Annotated in this window: 16 protein-coding genes; 8 read left to right on the forward strand and 8 right to left on the reverse strand. The window is 45.0% G+C overall.

Annotated features, from left to right (window positions below; translation table 11 throughout):
* Positions 1-193: 193 nt before the first annotated feature.
* Both C6H04_RS08080 and C6H04_RS08085 read left to right on the forward strand, forming a co-directional pair.
* Positions 194-397 carry an AAA family ATPase gene (locus C6H04_RS08080; RefSeq protein WP_233711827.1) on the forward strand — a complete coding sequence of 68 codons (204 nt, stop codon included), beginning with the start codon at positions 194-196 and terminating at the stop codon, positions 395-397.
* Positions 398-464: 67 nt separating this feature from the next.
* Positions 465-797 carry a hypothetical protein gene (locus C6H04_RS08085; protein WP_233710532.1) on the forward strand — a complete coding sequence of 111 codons (333 nt, stop codon included), beginning with the start codon at positions 465-467 and terminating at the stop codon, positions 795-797.
* Between the two features lie 11 nt (positions 798-808).
* Here C6H04_RS08085 and C6H04_RS07975 read toward each other — a convergent pair whose 3' ends face one another.
* Genes C6H04_RS07975 through nikA form a run of 5 tightly spaced genes read right to left on the reverse strand, consistent with a single transcriptional unit; the run spans position 809 to position 5,575 of the window.
* Positions 809-1,564, reverse strand: a complete 756-nt coding sequence (locus C6H04_RS07975) for an ABC transporter ATP-binding protein (protein ID WP_199766209.1) — start codon at positions 1,562-1,564, stop codon at positions 809-811.
* Positions 1,551-2,294, reverse strand: a complete 744-nt coding sequence (locus C6H04_RS07980; RefSeq protein WP_199767070.1) for an ATP-binding cassette domain-containing protein — start codon at positions 2,292-2,294, stop codon at positions 1,551-1,553. The genes C6H04_RS07975 and C6H04_RS07980 overlap by 14 nt, the downstream gene beginning before the upstream one ends.
* Positions 2,275-3,108, reverse strand: coding sequence for a nickel ABC transporter permease subunit NikC (gene nikC, locus C6H04_RS02435; protein WP_233710531.1), 834 nt, complete (start codon positions 3,106-3,108; stop codon positions 2,275-2,277). The genes C6H04_RS07980 and nikC overlap by 20 nt, the downstream gene beginning before the upstream one ends.
* A complete protein-coding gene (locus C6H04_RS02440; RefSeq protein ID WP_104732228.1) occupies positions 3,105-4,040 on the reverse strand; it encodes an ABC transporter permease subunit in 936 nt (311 codons plus the stop codon). The genes nikC and C6H04_RS02440 overlap by 4 nt, the downstream gene beginning before the upstream one ends.
* Positions 4,040-5,575 (reverse strand): nickel ABC transporter substrate-binding protein, encoded by a 1,536-nt coding sequence (gene nikA, locus C6H04_RS02445; RefSeq protein WP_104732229.1) that lies wholly within the window; start codon positions 5,573-5,575, stop codon positions 4,040-4,042. The genes C6H04_RS02440 and nikA overlap by 1 nt, the downstream gene beginning before the upstream one ends.
* A gap of 148 nt (positions 5,576-5,723) precedes the next feature.
* On the opposite strand from nikA, the gene C6H04_RS02450 reads away from it, so the two are divergent.
* Together C6H04_RS02450 and C6H04_RS02455 are read left to right on the forward strand one after the other, a co-directional pair.
* Complete coding sequence (locus C6H04_RS02450; RefSeq protein WP_104732237.1) at positions 5,724-6,617, forward strand: ATP-binding cassette domain-containing protein; 894 nt, start codon at positions 5,724-5,726, stop codon at positions 6,615-6,617.
* Positions 6,618-6,626: 9 nt separating this feature from the next.
* Positions 6,627-7,382, forward strand: a complete 756-nt coding sequence (locus C6H04_RS02455; RefSeq protein WP_104732230.1) for an ABC transporter permease — start codon at positions 6,627-6,629, stop codon at positions 7,380-7,382.
* On the opposite strand, the gene C6H04_RS02460 is transcribed toward C6H04_RS02455, so the two are convergent.
* Positions 7,379-8,698 carry an NCS2 family permease gene (locus tag C6H04_RS02460; RefSeq protein ID WP_233711828.1) on the reverse strand — a complete coding sequence of 440 codons (1,320 nt, stop codon included), beginning with the start codon at positions 8,696-8,698 and terminating at the stop codon, positions 7,379-7,381. The two genes, C6H04_RS02455 and C6H04_RS02460, sit on opposite strands and share 4 nt — an antisense overlap.
* Before the next feature lie 310 nt (positions 8,699-9,008).
* On the opposite strand from C6H04_RS02460, the gene tilS reads away from it, so the two are divergent.
* On the forward strand, positions 9,009-10,049 hold the full coding sequence (tilS, locus tag C6H04_RS02465) for a tRNA lysidine(34) synthetase TilS (protein WP_233711326.1): 1,041 nt from the start codon (positions 9,009-9,011) through the stop codon (positions 10,047-10,049).
* Here tilS and ybeY read toward each other — a convergent pair.
* Positions 10,024-10,383 carry an rRNA maturation RNase YbeY gene (ybeY, locus tag C6H04_RS02470; protein ID WP_233711829.1) on the reverse strand — a complete coding sequence of 120 codons (360 nt, stop codon included), beginning with the start codon at positions 10,381-10,383 and terminating at the stop codon, positions 10,024-10,026. The two genes, tilS and ybeY, sit on opposite strands and share 26 nt — an antisense overlap.
* 221 nt (positions 10,384-10,604) lie before the next feature.
* Complete coding sequence (speA, locus tag C6H04_RS02475; protein WP_104732232.1) at positions 10,605-12,473, reverse strand: arginine decarboxylase; 1,869 nt, start codon at positions 12,471-12,473, stop codon at positions 10,605-10,607.
* Between the two features lie 923 nt (positions 12,474-13,396).
* On the opposite strand from speA, the gene C6H04_RS02485 reads away from it, so the two are divergent.
* From C6H04_RS02485 to C6H04_RS02500, 3 genes are all read left to right on the forward strand, one after another.
* Complete coding sequence (locus C6H04_RS02485; protein ID WP_104732234.1) at positions 13,397-13,942, forward strand: NlpC/P60 family protein; 546 nt, start codon at positions 13,397-13,399, stop codon at positions 13,940-13,942.
* 137 nt (positions 13,943-14,079) lie between these two features.
* On the forward strand, positions 14,080-14,385 hold the full coding sequence (locus tag C6H04_RS02490; protein WP_104696256.1) for a hypothetical protein: 306 nt from the start codon (positions 14,080-14,082) through the stop codon (positions 14,383-14,385).
* Positions 14,386-15,174: 789 nt separating this feature from the next.
* Entirely contained in the window at positions 15,175-16,194 is a 1,020-nt protein-coding gene (locus tag C6H04_RS02500; protein ID WP_104732236.1) for an aliphatic amidase, read from the forward strand.
* Positions 16,195-16,406 lie beyond the last annotated feature (212 nt).

Raw genomic sequence — 16,406 nt, forward strand, 5'->3', positions numbered from 1 at the left:
CTTGTCCCGCTAAGGGGGTTATAATCAAGTATGGCTACATACTGGATATAGCTAGTTATGGATTGTTGAAACAAGAAGTCCAGTCGTCTTTGGTGGGTGGTTCACTTGAAATGGCCACTCAGTATTTAGACATTCCCTATTGCATTGTCAATGCAGCTGCTTTTACATAGGCAATGAAACCAACAGAGGGGTGTTGGTCTTAGATGAGATTGACAAATTAGGACAGGGGAGTTGGCATGACAAAGAGTGGAGACAGGGAGTGCAAAATGAATTGCTCAAGGTGATTGAAAAGGGGATTGTGTCTTTTGAATACGGAGGCAGGGCCAGTGGACAAACCATTGCCTTACAAACCGATCACACGCTCTTTATTGTCTTAGGACATTTTGAAAAACTTTGAAAAAATAACAAAACTCTCCATCAAAAATTCCCCAAAATCACTAATGAGGATTTATATAGAATGCGGAATGAAGCGCGAATTTTTACGCCGTTTTTCTATAAGAGTGATCTTTGAACCTGTAGATATGGACATGTTAACTGAGTTTTTAGATCGGCGTTTAAAACCCTTTCAAGAGGAATTTGCTCAAGCCCAAAGCGCTTTAGAATTTAGCCACAAAGCCAAGCGTCTATTAGTCAGCAATGTTCTTAATGAAGGGATCGGTATGAGTGGACTAGATCAAAAACTCCACGAATTACTCATGCCCTTGCGTTTTGATTTGGAGGATTATTGTGCTTTGAAGTGTGTGGTTGGTGTTGGGCATGTTGGCAATACAGAGATATCTATACTGCCTTTGGGATAGAGGCGTTTGTTTCACAATACCGCTTGGGTTAAATCCTGTCCCAAGGGGCTTTTAAAGGACTGAGTAGGCAGAATGCGCTCGGCAATCTCACCCTTGTCCAAAAGAATAATGTCATCACAAAAAGCCTTAGCTAGGCGCAGGTCATGGGTGATAAAGAGAAAGCTAATGTCTTTCTTGAGTTCCTTTAAAAGAGTGATGATCTGGTGCTGCAAGACCAAATCAAAGGAGGAGAGGGATTCGTCTAAGATGAGAAATTTAGGCGCGATCACGCAGGCGCGCGCCAAGCACACCCGTCCTAGTTCTCCCCCACTTAAAAGAATGGCGCGTTTTTGGAGGTATTTTTGTGAGATATGAAACATCTCACATGCTCGCTGGATACGCTTGGTAAGCTCTGCTCCCTTGACGTGGAGTAAATTAACTAAGGGTTCGGCTAGCACTTCATAGACATTTAAAGAGGGGTTCACACAGCTGATCGGGTCTTGAAACACCATTTGGGCTTGTTTATAAAACTCCCTGCGCTGGGGCAAGGTCGCCATTTTCACCGCCTGTCCAAAAAATTCTATGTGTGCACTGGTGGGCTTGATAAATCCCATTAAAATATTAGCCAAAGTGCTTTTGCCCGAACCAGAAAGCCCCATTAGACCCAGCGCGCGCCCCTGTTCCAGGTTAAAAGAGATGTCTTTAAGCACGCTAAAAGACCCCTTGTTGCCAAAGAAAGAAAATATCTCATAGTCATGATGAAGTTCAGAGACCTTAAGCGCTAGCATGCCACCCCCTCCCAAAGTTTTTATAGGCTTCTATGAGTAGCTTGGTTTGGGGGTGGATAGGGTTTTCAAAGATTTCCTGCACACTTCCTCTCTGCACAATGCGCCCCTCACTCACCACTAATACACTATCAGCAATGCGCTTGACCACGCCAAAATCATGGGTGATGAGTAAAAAACCCACCCGCTTTTTGGTCTTCAACTCCAACAAGAGTTCCAAAATCTTGCTCTGGGTGATGAGGTCTAAATCTGTAGTGGGTTCATCGGCAATGATAAACTCGGGTTCTTTGAGCAAGGCTAGGGCGATCATCGCTCTTTGCAACATCCCCCCACTGAGCTCAAAAGGGTATTTGTCCAAAACACTAGGCTCTAAACACACCTCTTCTAGTGCTTTTTCAATGCGATCCATCCCGGAAGCGTCCCATTTATCAATGACCTTGAGGCTCTCGATCGCATGCGCTTTTAAAGTCATCAAGACATTGAAAGCCGTGCGCGGGTTTTGCATGATCATACTCAAGTGACGCTTGCTATAGGGTGTATTGCCCAGTTTGACCTCTGTAGAACACTCAAAGCCAGCCGGACTAAAGCCAAAAATAGAGGCGGCACTCAAGCTCTTCCCGCTCCCGCTCTTGCCCAACATGGCCGTAATCTCACCCTTCTCTAGGTTAAATTCTACATCAATGAGGGGGTGCTTCTCTTTGGCGATTTTGATTTTAATGTTCAAATGCTGCATCTTCGCTCACCTTCCCGCTGTCTAGCCGATCGCGCAAATAATCCCCAATGATGTTAAAGCTCATCACGCACAAAAACAACGCCACGCCCGGGTAATAAATGAGCTCGGGGTAAGTGAAAATAAAGTCCTTGGCATCGCTGATCATAATGCCCCACTCAGGCGTGGGCGATTTCACGCCCAACCCTAAGAAACTAAGGCCTGCAATGTGCAACATCACATGTCCAATATCCAGAGTGGCCACAATCACACACTGGGCTAGAATGGGTTTAAGCATGTTTTTTTTGAAGTTTTCTAGCCCAGAAGCTCCGCACATTTTGCTCACCAGCACATATTCTTTATTTTTCAGACTCAGCACAATTGAGCGCACAATGCGCGCATACCATGCCCAGTGGGTCAGGGCGATCGCAATGATGATATTGACTAACCCCGTGCCCAAGAGTCCCACCAAGAACAAAGAGAGCACGATAGTTGGCATGGCAAAAAAGAGATCACACACACGCATTAAAATCTGATCAAAACGCCCACCTACAAAACCCGCAATGCTACCAATCACCCCGCCCACACTAATAATCAAAAGCAAGGTTAAGAACACACAGCTTAGACTAATGCGTGCGCCATAGACAAGACGGCTAAAGGTGTCTCTTCCTAAATGATCCGTGCCTAAGAGGTGTTCACTGGACATGGGCAAGAACTTACCCAAAAGATCGATTTCCTCGGGTTTATAATGCGTAACATAGGGCGCAAACAGGGCTAAGAAAAACATCAATGCCAGAATCACACAGGCCAAAAACACGGGTAGATAGCGCAACTTCATTTATACCCCAATCGAATGCGTGGATCAATCCACACATAGCACAGATCGATGATGAGATTTGAGATGATGAAAATCACTCCCATTAAGAGCATGAAGGCTAAGATCACGGGGTAATCGTTATTGAGAATCGCCCCTACGATCCAATTGCCCGTGCCCGGGTAGGCAAAGACATTTTCTACCACAATGGCTGCGCCCACTAACTCCCCAAAATGCATGCCCACCGCTGTAACCACCGGTAAAAGTGCATTTCTTAGAATGTGGCTCAACACCAGGCGTGTTTTTTGCACCCCGCGCATTTTGGCGTAACTCACATGCCTAGCGTGCATGTTTTCTAGCATATTGGCACGAATCAAGCGCGCGCTAATGGCAATGGACATAAAACTAATGGCAAAGGCAGGCATGATCAAATGGAGTAAACCCCCAGAGCCAAAGGGGGGCAGCCACCCCAATTTGACAGAGAAAAACCCAATGAGCACAAACCCAAACCAAAAATTAGGGGTACACACACCTAGAAAAGAGAAAAGACGGATAGCATAATCTGCAAATTTATCTTTAAATACTGCAGAGAGCACGCCCATCGGCAAAGACAAGCCAAAGGTGAGCAACAATGCTAGGGCGATGAGTTTTAAGCTATTTTGGAAATAGTAGATCATATCTGGCGTAACCGCTCTCCCACTCATATAAGAAATACCCAAATCTCCATGTGCAGCGTTTTTGAGCCAAAGGTAATACTGGCTTAATAGAGGCTTATCCAGTCCTAAATGGGCGCGCGCCATTTGCAGAGCTTGATCGGTGGGCGCGATGCTAGAGGCATTGAGATAACTCATTGCCGCATCTGTACCATTGAGTCGTAGCATGAAGAAGATCACAAAGGACACAATGAAGATCATCGGGATGATGAGCAAAGTCCTTTTAAAAATGTATTGGCGCATTAGGGCTTGGGATACATCTGTTCAAAGGGAATGATATTAGATAGGTTCAACGCCCGCACACCCCCCACTTTTTTATTACTGATAGCAATATTGGTTTCATAGGAGATGGGGATATAGACGGCCTGTTCATGTAGGCTTTTTAAAACACTTTTGATCAACGCATCTTCTTCTTTAGAATCGAAAGTAGTGAGAATTTTAGAGATTTGCGCATCTATTTTAGGCTTGATGGCTAAACCAGATTGGGCTTGATAGTCCGCATGGGAGGGAGTTCTCATAGAAGCTAAAAACATCTCTGGATCGTAGGGAAGACCCCAAGTGCGGTTGAAGACTAAGTGAAAATCCCCACTTTTTTGTTTCTTGTAAAACATGCTACTTTCAGTAGCTTTCAGCTCCACCGCCACACCGAGTTTTTTAAAGCTCGCTTGGGCAATTTCTGCAACGGATTTAAACGCAGCATTATGTCCCTCATAGACAAAATCCAAGCTGAGTTTTTTGCCATGTTTATAGCGATAGCCATCTTTGTGCAGCACCCAACCATCTTTTTGTAAGAGGGCATTAGCCGCCTTGAGATTGAAGTCATAAGCCTTGGAGTCAATATCGCAATGAGGAAGGTCTTTGGAAAACAAGAAACCCGCGGGCTTTTGGGTGTCAAAGAAGACATTTTTTGTAATGAGCTCCTTATTCAAAGCCATGTTCAAGGCCTTACGCACGCTCAAATCTGAGGTGGGGAATTTTTTCGAATTGAGGGCCACAACTAAAGTGTTAATAGGCTTGGATAGAGAGACATTGAAGTTCTTTTTCAGATCACTGATGACATCTAAAGGGATCTGTTCACTGGCATAAATGAGATCGATTTGACCGGTTTTAAGCGCGATCACTTTGGTATTAGGATTGGGGATCACTTTGCCTACAATCTTATCATAGTGGGCTTTTTCCCCCCAGTACTTGTCATTTTTTACAAAGGTATCGCTCACACCCAGCTGGCTACTCTCTAGTTTGAAGGGCCCCGTGCCCACCGCCTGCTTGATCCCATCCTTGCTTTGTCCATTTAGAAGGGCTTTGGGAGAGATAAAGCGGAAGGGGCGAATCAAACTGAGTTCTCTGAGGGTGGGTTCATAGGGGTGTTTGAGATTGAGGGCAATGGTGGAGGGATCGATCACCTCGCAATTAACTAAGACATTGGAGAGCTCTAACCATGTGTGTCGATCCAAATTGTTTAAAATCGCGTCAAAATTTGCCTTGACGGCTTGGGCATCAAATTTAGTTCCATCGCTGAAGTATACGCCTTCCCTGAGTTTAAAGACATACCTCTTGCCCTTATTTTCAATTTTCCAACTTGTTGCTAAATGGGGATGGATATTGCCCTGTTCATCGTATTTGGTGAGGGCTTCATACACCATTGCCTGAGCAAACATTTCATTGGGTGAGTAGAGATGAGGGTTGAGGGGCCCGACATTATTAGAGGTTGCAAAATTTAGGGTGCTAGCCAAAGCACATGAGCAAAAAGCTGCCACATAAAGAGCTTTTTTAAACATAAAAACCACCTTTTTATACAGTAATAATCATATTATAATCTAGTCTGTATTATTTGTCAAAAGATTTCTGCAACTTTTAAACTAATCACTGAATTTAAAAATATCTGCTAGAATGCGGGGATTTTTTAGACAAAAAAATGAGAATATGATGCGCCTTGATGTCCGATCTTTACGCTACTGTGGTTCTGAAAATCTCAAGCCCCTGCACCCCTTGAGTGTAGAGAATTTAAGTTTCACAGAAAACACTAGCACGGCTCTTATTGGGAGCAATGGGGCGGGCAAATCCACTCTGCTAGGTGCGATCTTAGGCTTTCGCCTAGATTTTGAGGTGCAGGCTAGTCTTAATGGGATCGCTTACACTAACACCGCTCCGCCATTACGCACTAAACTAGGTTACAGCGCGCCCTCTTTAAACTTTCCCTCTAAGCTCAAAGCTAAGGACCTTGTCAAGTTTTATCAAAGCATACATGGCTCCTGTCAACTTGGTTTCTTCTCGCAAAATTTACTCTCTAAACTCTATGACAGCCTTTCAGATGGGCAGAAGCAACGCTTGAAGTTAGATTTGAGTTTAGGACATAATCCCGATCTCTTGATTTTAGATGAACCCGAATCGAGTTTAGATGAACCCACGATTATGCGCGTAGCAGAAGTAATCAGCGCACGCAATAAGGACAAAAAAACCTCTTTAATCGCCACACATAACGCGAGTGTTTTAGAGAGTTGTGAGAAAGTCTTGTGCTTGCATCAAGGGCAAGTGATCCAACATGCTACATTGGCTAAAGTGATCATGGCATTATTAGGCGATCTGGCTTTAGAAATCTCTTATGAAAATGAAACCGAGTGTAAGGATATCGCACAAACTCTCAAGGATAAATACCAACTAACAATGCGTTTAGATGCCCAGCGCGATGTGTTCTTTGGCACAACAGCTTTAAAAGACTGCCTAGAACTACCTCCCCTATCCACTAAGCGCATGGGGCTTAACTTGCGCCCTACAAAAGCGCAAGATTTGCTTTTGGCACTAGATCATTGGGGAACTTAAAGGAAGCACATGCGCCACATTTATGCCATTTTTATGTTGGAGTTTAAGTCCTATCTAAGTAACTATGTCGCCCTTTTTTGGACCATAGCTTACCCCATTTTGATGCTCGCCTTTTTAATTGGGGTCTTTGAGCATGCCCATTCACCCTTGTTTCGCTTTGCTAGCGTAGTTGGTCTAGTGATGCTCACCCTCATCTCCACGGCTATTTTTGGGCTAGCCCAAGCCTTGAGCGATTCTAGGGCTTTTAAGGCACTTCTTTTTTACATGGCTACACCGGCCAGCTATTTAGAGATTGCATTAGCAGTGATCCTATCGCGTTTGGCAATCGTGTTAGGGTTTAGCGCGCTTTTTATTGTGGGGAGTTTCAGCGTGTTGGGAATTTTACCCCTTTTGAAGGTGGAGTTATTTTTCTTGGGTCTGTTAACACTGAGCTTGGCTGGGGTGTTTTGCTCTGGCTTGGCTCTGTTTGTTGTCAAACACTTCAGCAATACCCAAAGCATGCTTGCCATCTCCAATGTGTTAAACCTCTATGTAATCATGTCTTCTAATGTCTTTATGCCCTTGCAAGCCTTGCCTAGTTGGAGTCAAATCTTTATCACTTCTTCCCCCTTTTATCACCTCAATAACATGCTCATTGCGGCATTCTCTGGGCAGAATCTAGGGTATATTTTGGGAGTTTCTGGCGTGCTTTTTGGAGTGGGCGCGCTTTTAATCTTTTTAAGTGCTAGGCGCGAATTCTTGGTTACCACGCCCAAATCGCGCTAGTGAACGCTGTGCAGGGCTTCTAGGACAAATTGGATGATGAAAAGGATCATAAATAAGTAGAGTAGGGGGTGCACCTGCTTGAATTTGCCACAGACGATTTTAAGTAAGGGGTAGAGAATCAAGCCCGCCCCCACTCCGCTTGTAATGCTATAAGAGAGGGGAATCCAGAACAACACAAAAAAAGCAGGAAGCGATTCTTCTAAATTGTGCCAGTCAATCTGGCTTAAATGACTCATCATCAAAAACCCCACGATGATGAGGGCAGGGGCGGTAATAGCAGGAACACTAGCTAGCACCTTAGCTAAGGGGGCTAAAAAGAGCATGCCCACAAATAAAAGTGCGATCACCACGCAAGTAAAACCTGTGCGTCCACCTACGCTCACTCCTGCCCCCGATTCGATATAAGCAGAGGTGGGCGAAGTGCCTGCTAGTGCGCCAAAAGTACTTGCCAATGCGTCCGCACAGAGCGCGCTTTTGGCATTAGCAAAATCTCCATTGTGGGTCAACTTGGCTTGCTGTGCAATGCCGATCATAGTAGCCGTAGTGTCAAAGAGCATGATTAAAAAGAATGTGAAGATCACGGCGAGTAAATCGGGGGTGAAGGCTTTGAAATCCAGCTTAAAAAAGGTGCTTGTGGCATGCTCAGGGAATTGGATTAATGTTTCTGGCAGCGTGATCTTACCCAAGAGGGCACAGAATAGAGCGCTTAAAAGCATCCCTAAGAAAATCGCAGCAGGGACGCGCTTGACTAATAACACCACACTGACAAACAAACCCAATAAGGACATGTAAGCGATGGGATCGGAAAAATTACCCAAGGTTACTAAAGTCGCGCTAGATGCGCTGATTAAATGGGCGTTTTGCATGCCAATAAAAGCAATGAAAAGCCCAATACCCGCGCTAATGCTGGCTTTCAAAGAGGGGGGAATGGCATTGATGAGAGCTTGACGAAACCTAGTCAGAGAGAGGAGCAAAAAAATCAGTGAGGCGATAAAAACACTGGCTAACGCGCTCTGCCATGGAATTTTCATCCCCAAGACAATCACAAAGGTAAAATAGGCGTTCATGCCCATCCCTGGAGCAATGGCAATGGGATAATTAGCCACAATCCCCATGATCAAAGTGCCCAGCACAGAGGCTAAAATGGTCGCTACAAAAACGCCCTCAAAATCCATGCCTGCCTTTTGTAAGATTGCGGGGTTCACCACAAGAATGTAAGCCATGGTAACAAAAGTGCTAATACCGGCAATGATCTCTGTGCGCAGATTTGTTTGGCGCGCGCCAAAACCAAAAAATTGTTCTAAACGGGCCAACACAGGACCACTCCTTTGGTGCTTTAAATGAATGAGAGCAGGGGGCTATGCTAATGGATTTTAACTGACATACTCCCCACAACTAAAGTTAGGGGATTCTAACTTTAGTGGAGATCGCGGCTTCAAGCGGAACAGCTCCGTTTGGAGTCTCATGTTCCCTATTCCAAAGGTCGATGCCCCAACCCCAAGGGTATTACCCCTTGATTGTGGCTCGGATATTAGCATGGACATGCTAATGCTAGCCTTATATCCCCACAGTTAAAGCTAGGGGCTTTAGTGCGCGAGTGGTAAAATCGTGCTAAAAAGGATCGTAGTGCTGGAAGGGATAGAGTATTTTCAAGCTTCAAAATGTTTGCTGGGATTTTCAGGAGGGGGGGATTCGGTGGCGTTATTTTTTCTCCTACTCGAACATGGTGTGGATTTCGATCTGGCGATTGTGAATCACGGCTTGCGCTCTCAGGCACAAGTAGAAGTGGCGTATGCCTTAGAATTAGGGAAGCGCTACGCTAAAAGCGTGCATGTGTGGCATGCCCCTTTAGAGGGCACACACAACCTAGAGGCTAGGGCGCGCGCATGCCGTTATGCTTTTTTTGATCGCTTGAGCGCCCAATTTGGCTATGCCTTTGTGTTGCTCGCTCACCATCTCAATGACAAATTAGAATGGTTTTTCATGCAATTAGCCAAGGGGGCGAGCTTGCAGACTCTGTTAGGATTTGACACACTAGAAAATAGGGGGCATTATACCCTTGTGCGTCCCCTTCTCTACACTCCTAAGCGCGCACTTAAAGATTATTTGCATGCCAATGGCTATCGCTATTTTACAGATCATACCAACTACGATCCATGTTTTACACGCAATCTTTTCAGACAAAAATTTAGCGATGCGTTTTTAGAGGCACGCCTTGCAGGGTTTGATATGCCCAGAGGACTTAAGCGCTCTTTTCAAGCCTTGCATGAGGAAAAATGCCAGCTCTACCCGCCTATCTCTACCATACTAGTTGCAGGTGTTTGGCTTTTTAAGCAAAACCCCCAAAATCTTTACTACATCGATATGTTGCTTAAACGCTTGGGCTATGTGTTGCGCGCCAAACAGCGCTTAGAACTCGTGCGTCAACATTACAATACCCATATCAAGACTAAGACGCGCATTTATTGCGTGGGCGCGTTAGAAGGATATGTGTTTGTAGGCTCCATGCCCCTCGCATTACAAATTCTTCCTAAAGTTTATAGGGAAGCTTGTCGGCAACATAAAATCCCCCAAACCCTACGACACGCGCTCTATAGCCCAAAATGGCAAGCAAATTTGGCAGCGATCCAACAAGCCAAGCTCACTCTGAGCGCATCATCAGACTAGCGGGTAGATTAAAATGGGTGATGATCTCTTGTTCTAAGGCGCGTTGTTCCCCCTGATCGCATTCGTGATCATAGCCCAAGAGGTGTAAATAGCCATGGATGAATAATAGCGTGATTTCATCTAGCAAGGAGTGGCCACGCGTGCGGGCTTCTTGGAGGGCTAAAACCACATTGATCACCACGCTTCCTAACAAATTTTGCGCAGGGATTGTCAAAGGAAAGCTCAACACATCGGTGCTTTTGTTGAGGTTTCTAAACTCCAAATTGAGCTGGGTAATCTGGGATTCATCGACTAAGACAAGCTCCACAAAACCCTTAGAGCCTAAATACTCCATGATGGGCAAGAGCTTGGGTAGAAGCCATGCCTCTAGGTCTAAAGGTAAATCCCCTTGACATATTTCTGTATGTAAAAGGATATCTATGCCAATATTCATGCACGCAATCCACAAGTATACAGGAAAAGACTCGCTCGTTTCAATAGGGCAGGTTCCGCCACAATGACTTGCTTGCGAGCTTTGACACATGAGGAGTAGTGGTAATGCATTCGGCAGTTAGGTTAATCTTGTGTGGCCAAAGTGCGCAAATACCCATTTTCACTCAACATGACATACAGCCGCCCTAGCACCTCTTGTTTCTCTTCTAAGTTTAATAAGTCACTCTCCTCGATCTTTTGCTTTAAGAGTCGCTCGATCTCTTTGGTGTCGTAATCCAAATCTTCTAGCGCGTCTAAGATGGTTTGGGCTTCCATGATATTATCAATATGATAGGGTTCTGCCTCCTCTGCATCATGTACATACACACAGCACTCGGTGGGGTGAGTGAAAAGATTATGGCGCATACCCAGCACCTCCTGATATGCTCCCACTAGAAAGAAACCTAAAAAATACTCCTCCTCGCGCACATTCACATCGTGCAAAAAGAGAGGTTTATTCTTATTAAAGCTAATCTCTCCATCGCTATCGCAGGTGATATCCCATAAACTCGCACTCCTGGTGGGTGTGCTCTCTAGCTTATGCAAGGGCATGACCGGAAAACTCTGCTTCAAGCCCCAATAATCAGGCAAACTTTGGAAAAAAGAGCAGTTAAGCAAGTAGCGTTCTTGTACCTGTTCTTGGATTTTAATAATGTCATTGTGATCTTTGTGGCTTAAAAAACCAATGGCTTTTTTGATGATGAGATGCCCTAGCACTTCGGCATTGCTGCGATCTTGCAGATCGATATAACCTAAATCAAAGAGGGTAAAAAGGGACTCCATGTGTTCTAGGCTGTCATGCAAGTATTCAATGGCGTTTTTGGCGTTGATATTGTGATAGAGGTCTTCCATTTCTGCCACTAGGGGGGGGTTGTGCTCCTTGAGGCGTAAAATACTCTCATCATAGTCCTGAGAAAAGAGTTCTAACACAGGGGCCACCAGCACGGCATGCGTGGCGCTGATGAAACGCCCTGACTCGATAAAAATATGAGGTTCTAGTTCTTGCTTGTGTTTGACAATCTCTTTGAGCAAAAACACTACATCTCCAGCAAATTCCTCTAGGGTGTAATTGCGCTCGCACTGGTATTTGTGTTGGGCATATTCGATGGCTAACCCGCCTCCAATATTCACGCTATCCAAGTTAAACGCCCCCATTTTACGCAGTTCGGCGTAAATATTACCCGCTTCCTTGAGGGCTTTTTTAAGAGGGGTGATATCGCTAATCTGGCTACCAATATGAAAGTGAATCATGCGCAATTGAGCCAGCAGGGCGTGATCTTCTAAGAGACGCATGGCTTCTAATAGTTCTGTGCTAGCTAAACCAAATTTGGCGTGAATCCCTGTGCTCTTAGCCCACATTCCCACCCCAGAGCTGTGTAAGCGCACCCGAATCCCAATCTTGGGACAGAGTTTGCTGCTGCTAATCTCGCGCGCGCGCGCCACCTCTAAGATCGTTTTGAGTTCGTTGAGCCCCTCAATGGTTAAGGTGATGTCTGCGCCCATGCTTGCAGCAATAAAACCCAACTCGATCATCTCTTTATCTTTAAAGCCATTCACGGTGATAGGCGCGCCCTCTTGAATATAGCCCATGGCTAAAATGAGCTCTGCCTTACTCCCAGCCTCTAAGCCATAACAACCCTTAAATTGTTTAGAAATTTCCACTAAAGGCAGCACAAAATGGGGCATGTGATTGACCTTTAGGGGAAAAACCGCCTTAAACGCCCCGCTATAGTTGTACTGGGCGATCGCTTGAGAAAACATGTCAAAAAGCTTGCTCACCTGCTTGCTAATCAAATGGGGAAAACGCAAGAGCAGGGGCCCCTTAAAACCCTGTTCACGCATGTCTAGCACAATGTCTATCAAGCTAGGTTTACGCCCGGCGTTGATTTTAACCAAACCTTCCTCAATCAGGAAATCCTCTTTGCCCCAATAATCCAAGCCATAAGTTTGCATGCACACCTCTAAAAAAAGCGCAGTATAGCAAAAATGCAGGGGTTATGCGCCATAGGTACAGAAATTTCAGAACTTAACTCGTGTTTATTGCAACGCATGTCAAACGCCGTCCTTGAGGGCGGAGATGTAAGCACAGGTTAAGAAAAACAGAGTTACCCTACAGTAGGTAAGTGGGTTTCGTTGTGAGTTAGGAAGCTTCCTTGGGGGGCGTTTTGCGTCAAATACACCACCATCGTCAAAGGCGATTAGTCTAGGCAGGGAGGTATAGAGCTACTGAGCTCTTTAAGCAGCAAATAGGGGGTTAGAGGTGGCTTTTGATTTGCATGAGGGGCTTCATAAATGGCAGGCATTTTACCCCTTCTTGAGGTTCCTAAGCACCATCTTAGTGGTTGCTGTGCTGTGTGCAGGGTGCTTGGATCACAAGCGGAAAGCTACCATCTCAAACTCTGCACAAAAGAAAATCTCAGCACGAACCCCTGCAAAGCTCTCACACCCGCACATTGTAGCCACACCACAAAATCCCATTACCCTAGGACAATCAGCTCCAACACCCCCTCCAAACCTTGTTATCATCCAACCAAACATGGCTGTAGAAGCAGGCCATACCTCTACACATCCCTATACGCACAAATCAAACCCTACCCAAGCCAATCACTACTGGCAACTAGCTCAGGAAGCTTATACCCATAAAGACTACCAAAGGGCTAAAACCTATTACCTATTTGCGCCGTAAAGCCCCTAGCTTTAGCTATGGGGATATAAGGCTAGCACCAGCATGGCTGTGCTAATATTTGTGCAATCAAGGGGTAATACCCTTGGGGTTGGGGCATCAACCTTTGGAATAGGGAACGTAAGACTCCAAACGGAGCTGTCCTGCTTGAAGCCGCGATCTCCACTAAAGTTAGAATCCCCTAACTTTAGTTATGGGAGAGTATGTCAACCCTTTCCCTAGAAAATTCACGCCTAAAGCAATGGCGGCAGTTGTGGATACCCTGCTAGGGCAAAGATATGGCTGGGGTGGGATGAATCAGAATCGCGATTGTTCGGCTTTCACCCGCGATAGTTTTGCAAGCTTTGGGGTGTTTTTGCCTAGAAACCCTCTAGCCCAAGTGCGTTATGCCAGCAACACCATCGATCTACATAAAATGCCTGCTTCCAAGAAAGAGGCCTACATTATCAAACACGCCACTCCTTTTGCCACGATTTTATGGTTGAAAGGGCATATCATGCTTTATTTGGGCACTTATTATGGTCAGGCCATTGTGGCGCATAATGTCTGGTCCGTTTCCATTTCTAAGACCCACAAGCAAGAACATCTCTACCATGTTGAGAAAGCTGTCATCACCACTTTAAAGCTGGGTGCAGAACACAAAAACTTTGCTGAACCTAATCTTTTAATCGATCGCATCGAGGCTATGTCTGATCTTTATACAGGCCTTGCAAGTCAAACTTACATGGTAAGGAAATGACATTGGAGTAGCCTCATAGAGTTTGATTGATTTTATTCATTCCTTCATAATCTAGACTTTGTGCCGATCATGAGGGCTTACGGACGATTGTGAACTTTTGCATTAGGATGTAAATATCTTGGGCTCTAGGGATGTCTATGAATACTTTGGAAGCAGTGTTATGGGGCGTGTTGCTGTGCACGGGTGTGTTATGGTTAGGGGTTTTAGCCATGGTGCTAAGGACGAGTGGAAGAGGCGACTTTAGAGCCTTACAGTGGATGGCATTTTGGGGTTTCTATGCGCAGGTGCTGTGTGCAAGCTGTGGAATTGTGATCGACTTGTGTTGTATGTTTTTTGGACATGCATACCCCAAACTTTGGCCCTTTATGGAATTGCTAGGATTGCTAGGAGTGGGGATGATTGGATGTTGGCTGTTTTGGCATGGAAGGGTGGAGAGAGACTAGAATCGAGCTTGGAAGGGGCTTGCTTGAGAATGGGTTGGCATAGGTTTTGGGGATTTTGCCACTCTTAGTTTCCCTCAGCTATGCTTGATGGTTGTCCAGGTCAGCGTTCTGTCATAGCCTAGATAAGTCTTGTATGATTTGTTACACCCTGGTTGGCGTTATACTAACTTGTGATGTTTCATCGGTCACCTATGCGATCTTGGTCTATCTGTATCCTGTATCCAATCCTCTGTCTTTGGCAGGGTAATCTGTTCTGTACCATGGTTATCCATGGAGGTATGGTAGTGTATAGTGCGCGCTTTTTTGAGCTTGACTAACTGAATAAAACCTCCGAGTATAATGTCTTGTACAAGGATTTGATCACTAGTGCTAGAAGCGTAATTTTTGGATTTAGTATAAACCTTATGGTCGATATTTTGGCTCACACAGATCCGGTAGATGTCACCAGCAACAACCCTACATCGTGCGGTTAGTTTCTATGTTTTGATTTCGATTTTGTTTTTTTACCTTGACCTAACATTCCTTTTCTATTTCTTGCTCAAGGTGTATCTCATTGCAACCTAATTGCAAAAGGCGTGCACATATTGTGAAAACCCACAAGCTACCAGAGCTTTTGAGATAGGAGAGTAAATGTGTGGAACTCTCTCTCAAATCGTTTTGAGAGCATGCGTGGGAGTTGCCATGGATGATCTGATAAATTTAAAAATTGTAAGTTGCTAATCATTTATTGTGTTGTTCTAAAATCCGCCTCGAAGTTTTTGAAACTTTAAAAAAAATAAGGAGATTCTTATGAGACACGGAGACATCAGCAGCAGTCCAGATACAGTAGGTGTAGCGGTTGTGAATTACAAAATGCCTAGGCTGCACACCAAGCAAGAGGTGCTAGAAAATTGCCACAATATCGCTAAGATGATTGCGGGAATCAAAACAGGCTTACCTGGACTGGATTTGATCATCTTTCCCGAATACAGCACACAGGGGATTATGTACGATAGGCAAGAGATGTTTGACACAGCCGTTAGCGTTCCAGGTGAGGAAACCACTATTTTTTCTGAAGCATGTAGGAAAAATAAAGTGTGGGGAGTGTTTTCTCTCACTGGTGAAAAACACGAACAAGCGCACAAAAACCCTTATAACACTCTGATTCTTATCAATGACAAAGGTGAAATCGTGCAAAAATACCGCAAGATTTTGCCCTGGTGCCCAGTAGAATGCTGGTATCCTGGAGATAAAACCTATGTGACAGAGGGGCCAAAGGGTATGAAAGTTTCTTTAATTATCTGTGATGATGGAAATTATCCTGAAATTTGGCGCGACTGTGCCATGAAAGGGGCCGAGCTCATCGTGCGTTGCCAAGGCTACATGTACCCCGCTAAAGAACAGCAAATCAACATGGTTAAAACCATGGCATGGGCAAACCAATGCTATGTAGCTGTAGCCAATGCGGCTGGGTTTGATGGGGTCTATTCCTACTTTGGGCACTCCAGCATTGTGGGCTTTGATGGACGTACTTTAGGTGAGTGCGGAGAAGAGGAAAATGGTATCCAATATGCTCAGCTTTCAGTCCACCAAATCCGTGACGCTAGGAAATATGATCAAAGCCAAAACCAACTCTTTAAACTCATGCATCGGGGCTATAGCGGGGTGTTTGTCAGCGGTGATGGAGATAAGGGCGTGGCTGAGTGTCCCTTTGAGTTCTATAAAACTTGGGTCAATGATCCTAAGAAAGCCCAAGAAAATGTGGAAACATTCACTCGCAAAAGCATTGGGGTAGAATCTTGTCCAGTTTATGATTTACCACATTCATGAGGGCTGATTAGAGCTTTGCTTTCAATCAAGGGCTACTCTTTGACTGGGGTTGTGGTCTGCTTTTGCCGACAACTCAGCAGTGTGGTTCTTGGTCTTGTACTAGTTTTTGGCGAAAGTAGCAAGGGAGCTGGTAAAGCTCCTGGATGTTGAACACTCCTTCTGGATTTTTCTAGTTCAGTGCCTTTGACGAAACTACTTTGGCATAGACAAGG

Source organism: Helicobacter salomonis (assembly GCF_900197775.1).
In the GTDB taxonomy this organism is placed as follows: Bacteria; Campylobacterota; Campylobacteria; order Campylobacterales; family Helicobacteraceae; genus Helicobacter; species Helicobacter salomonis.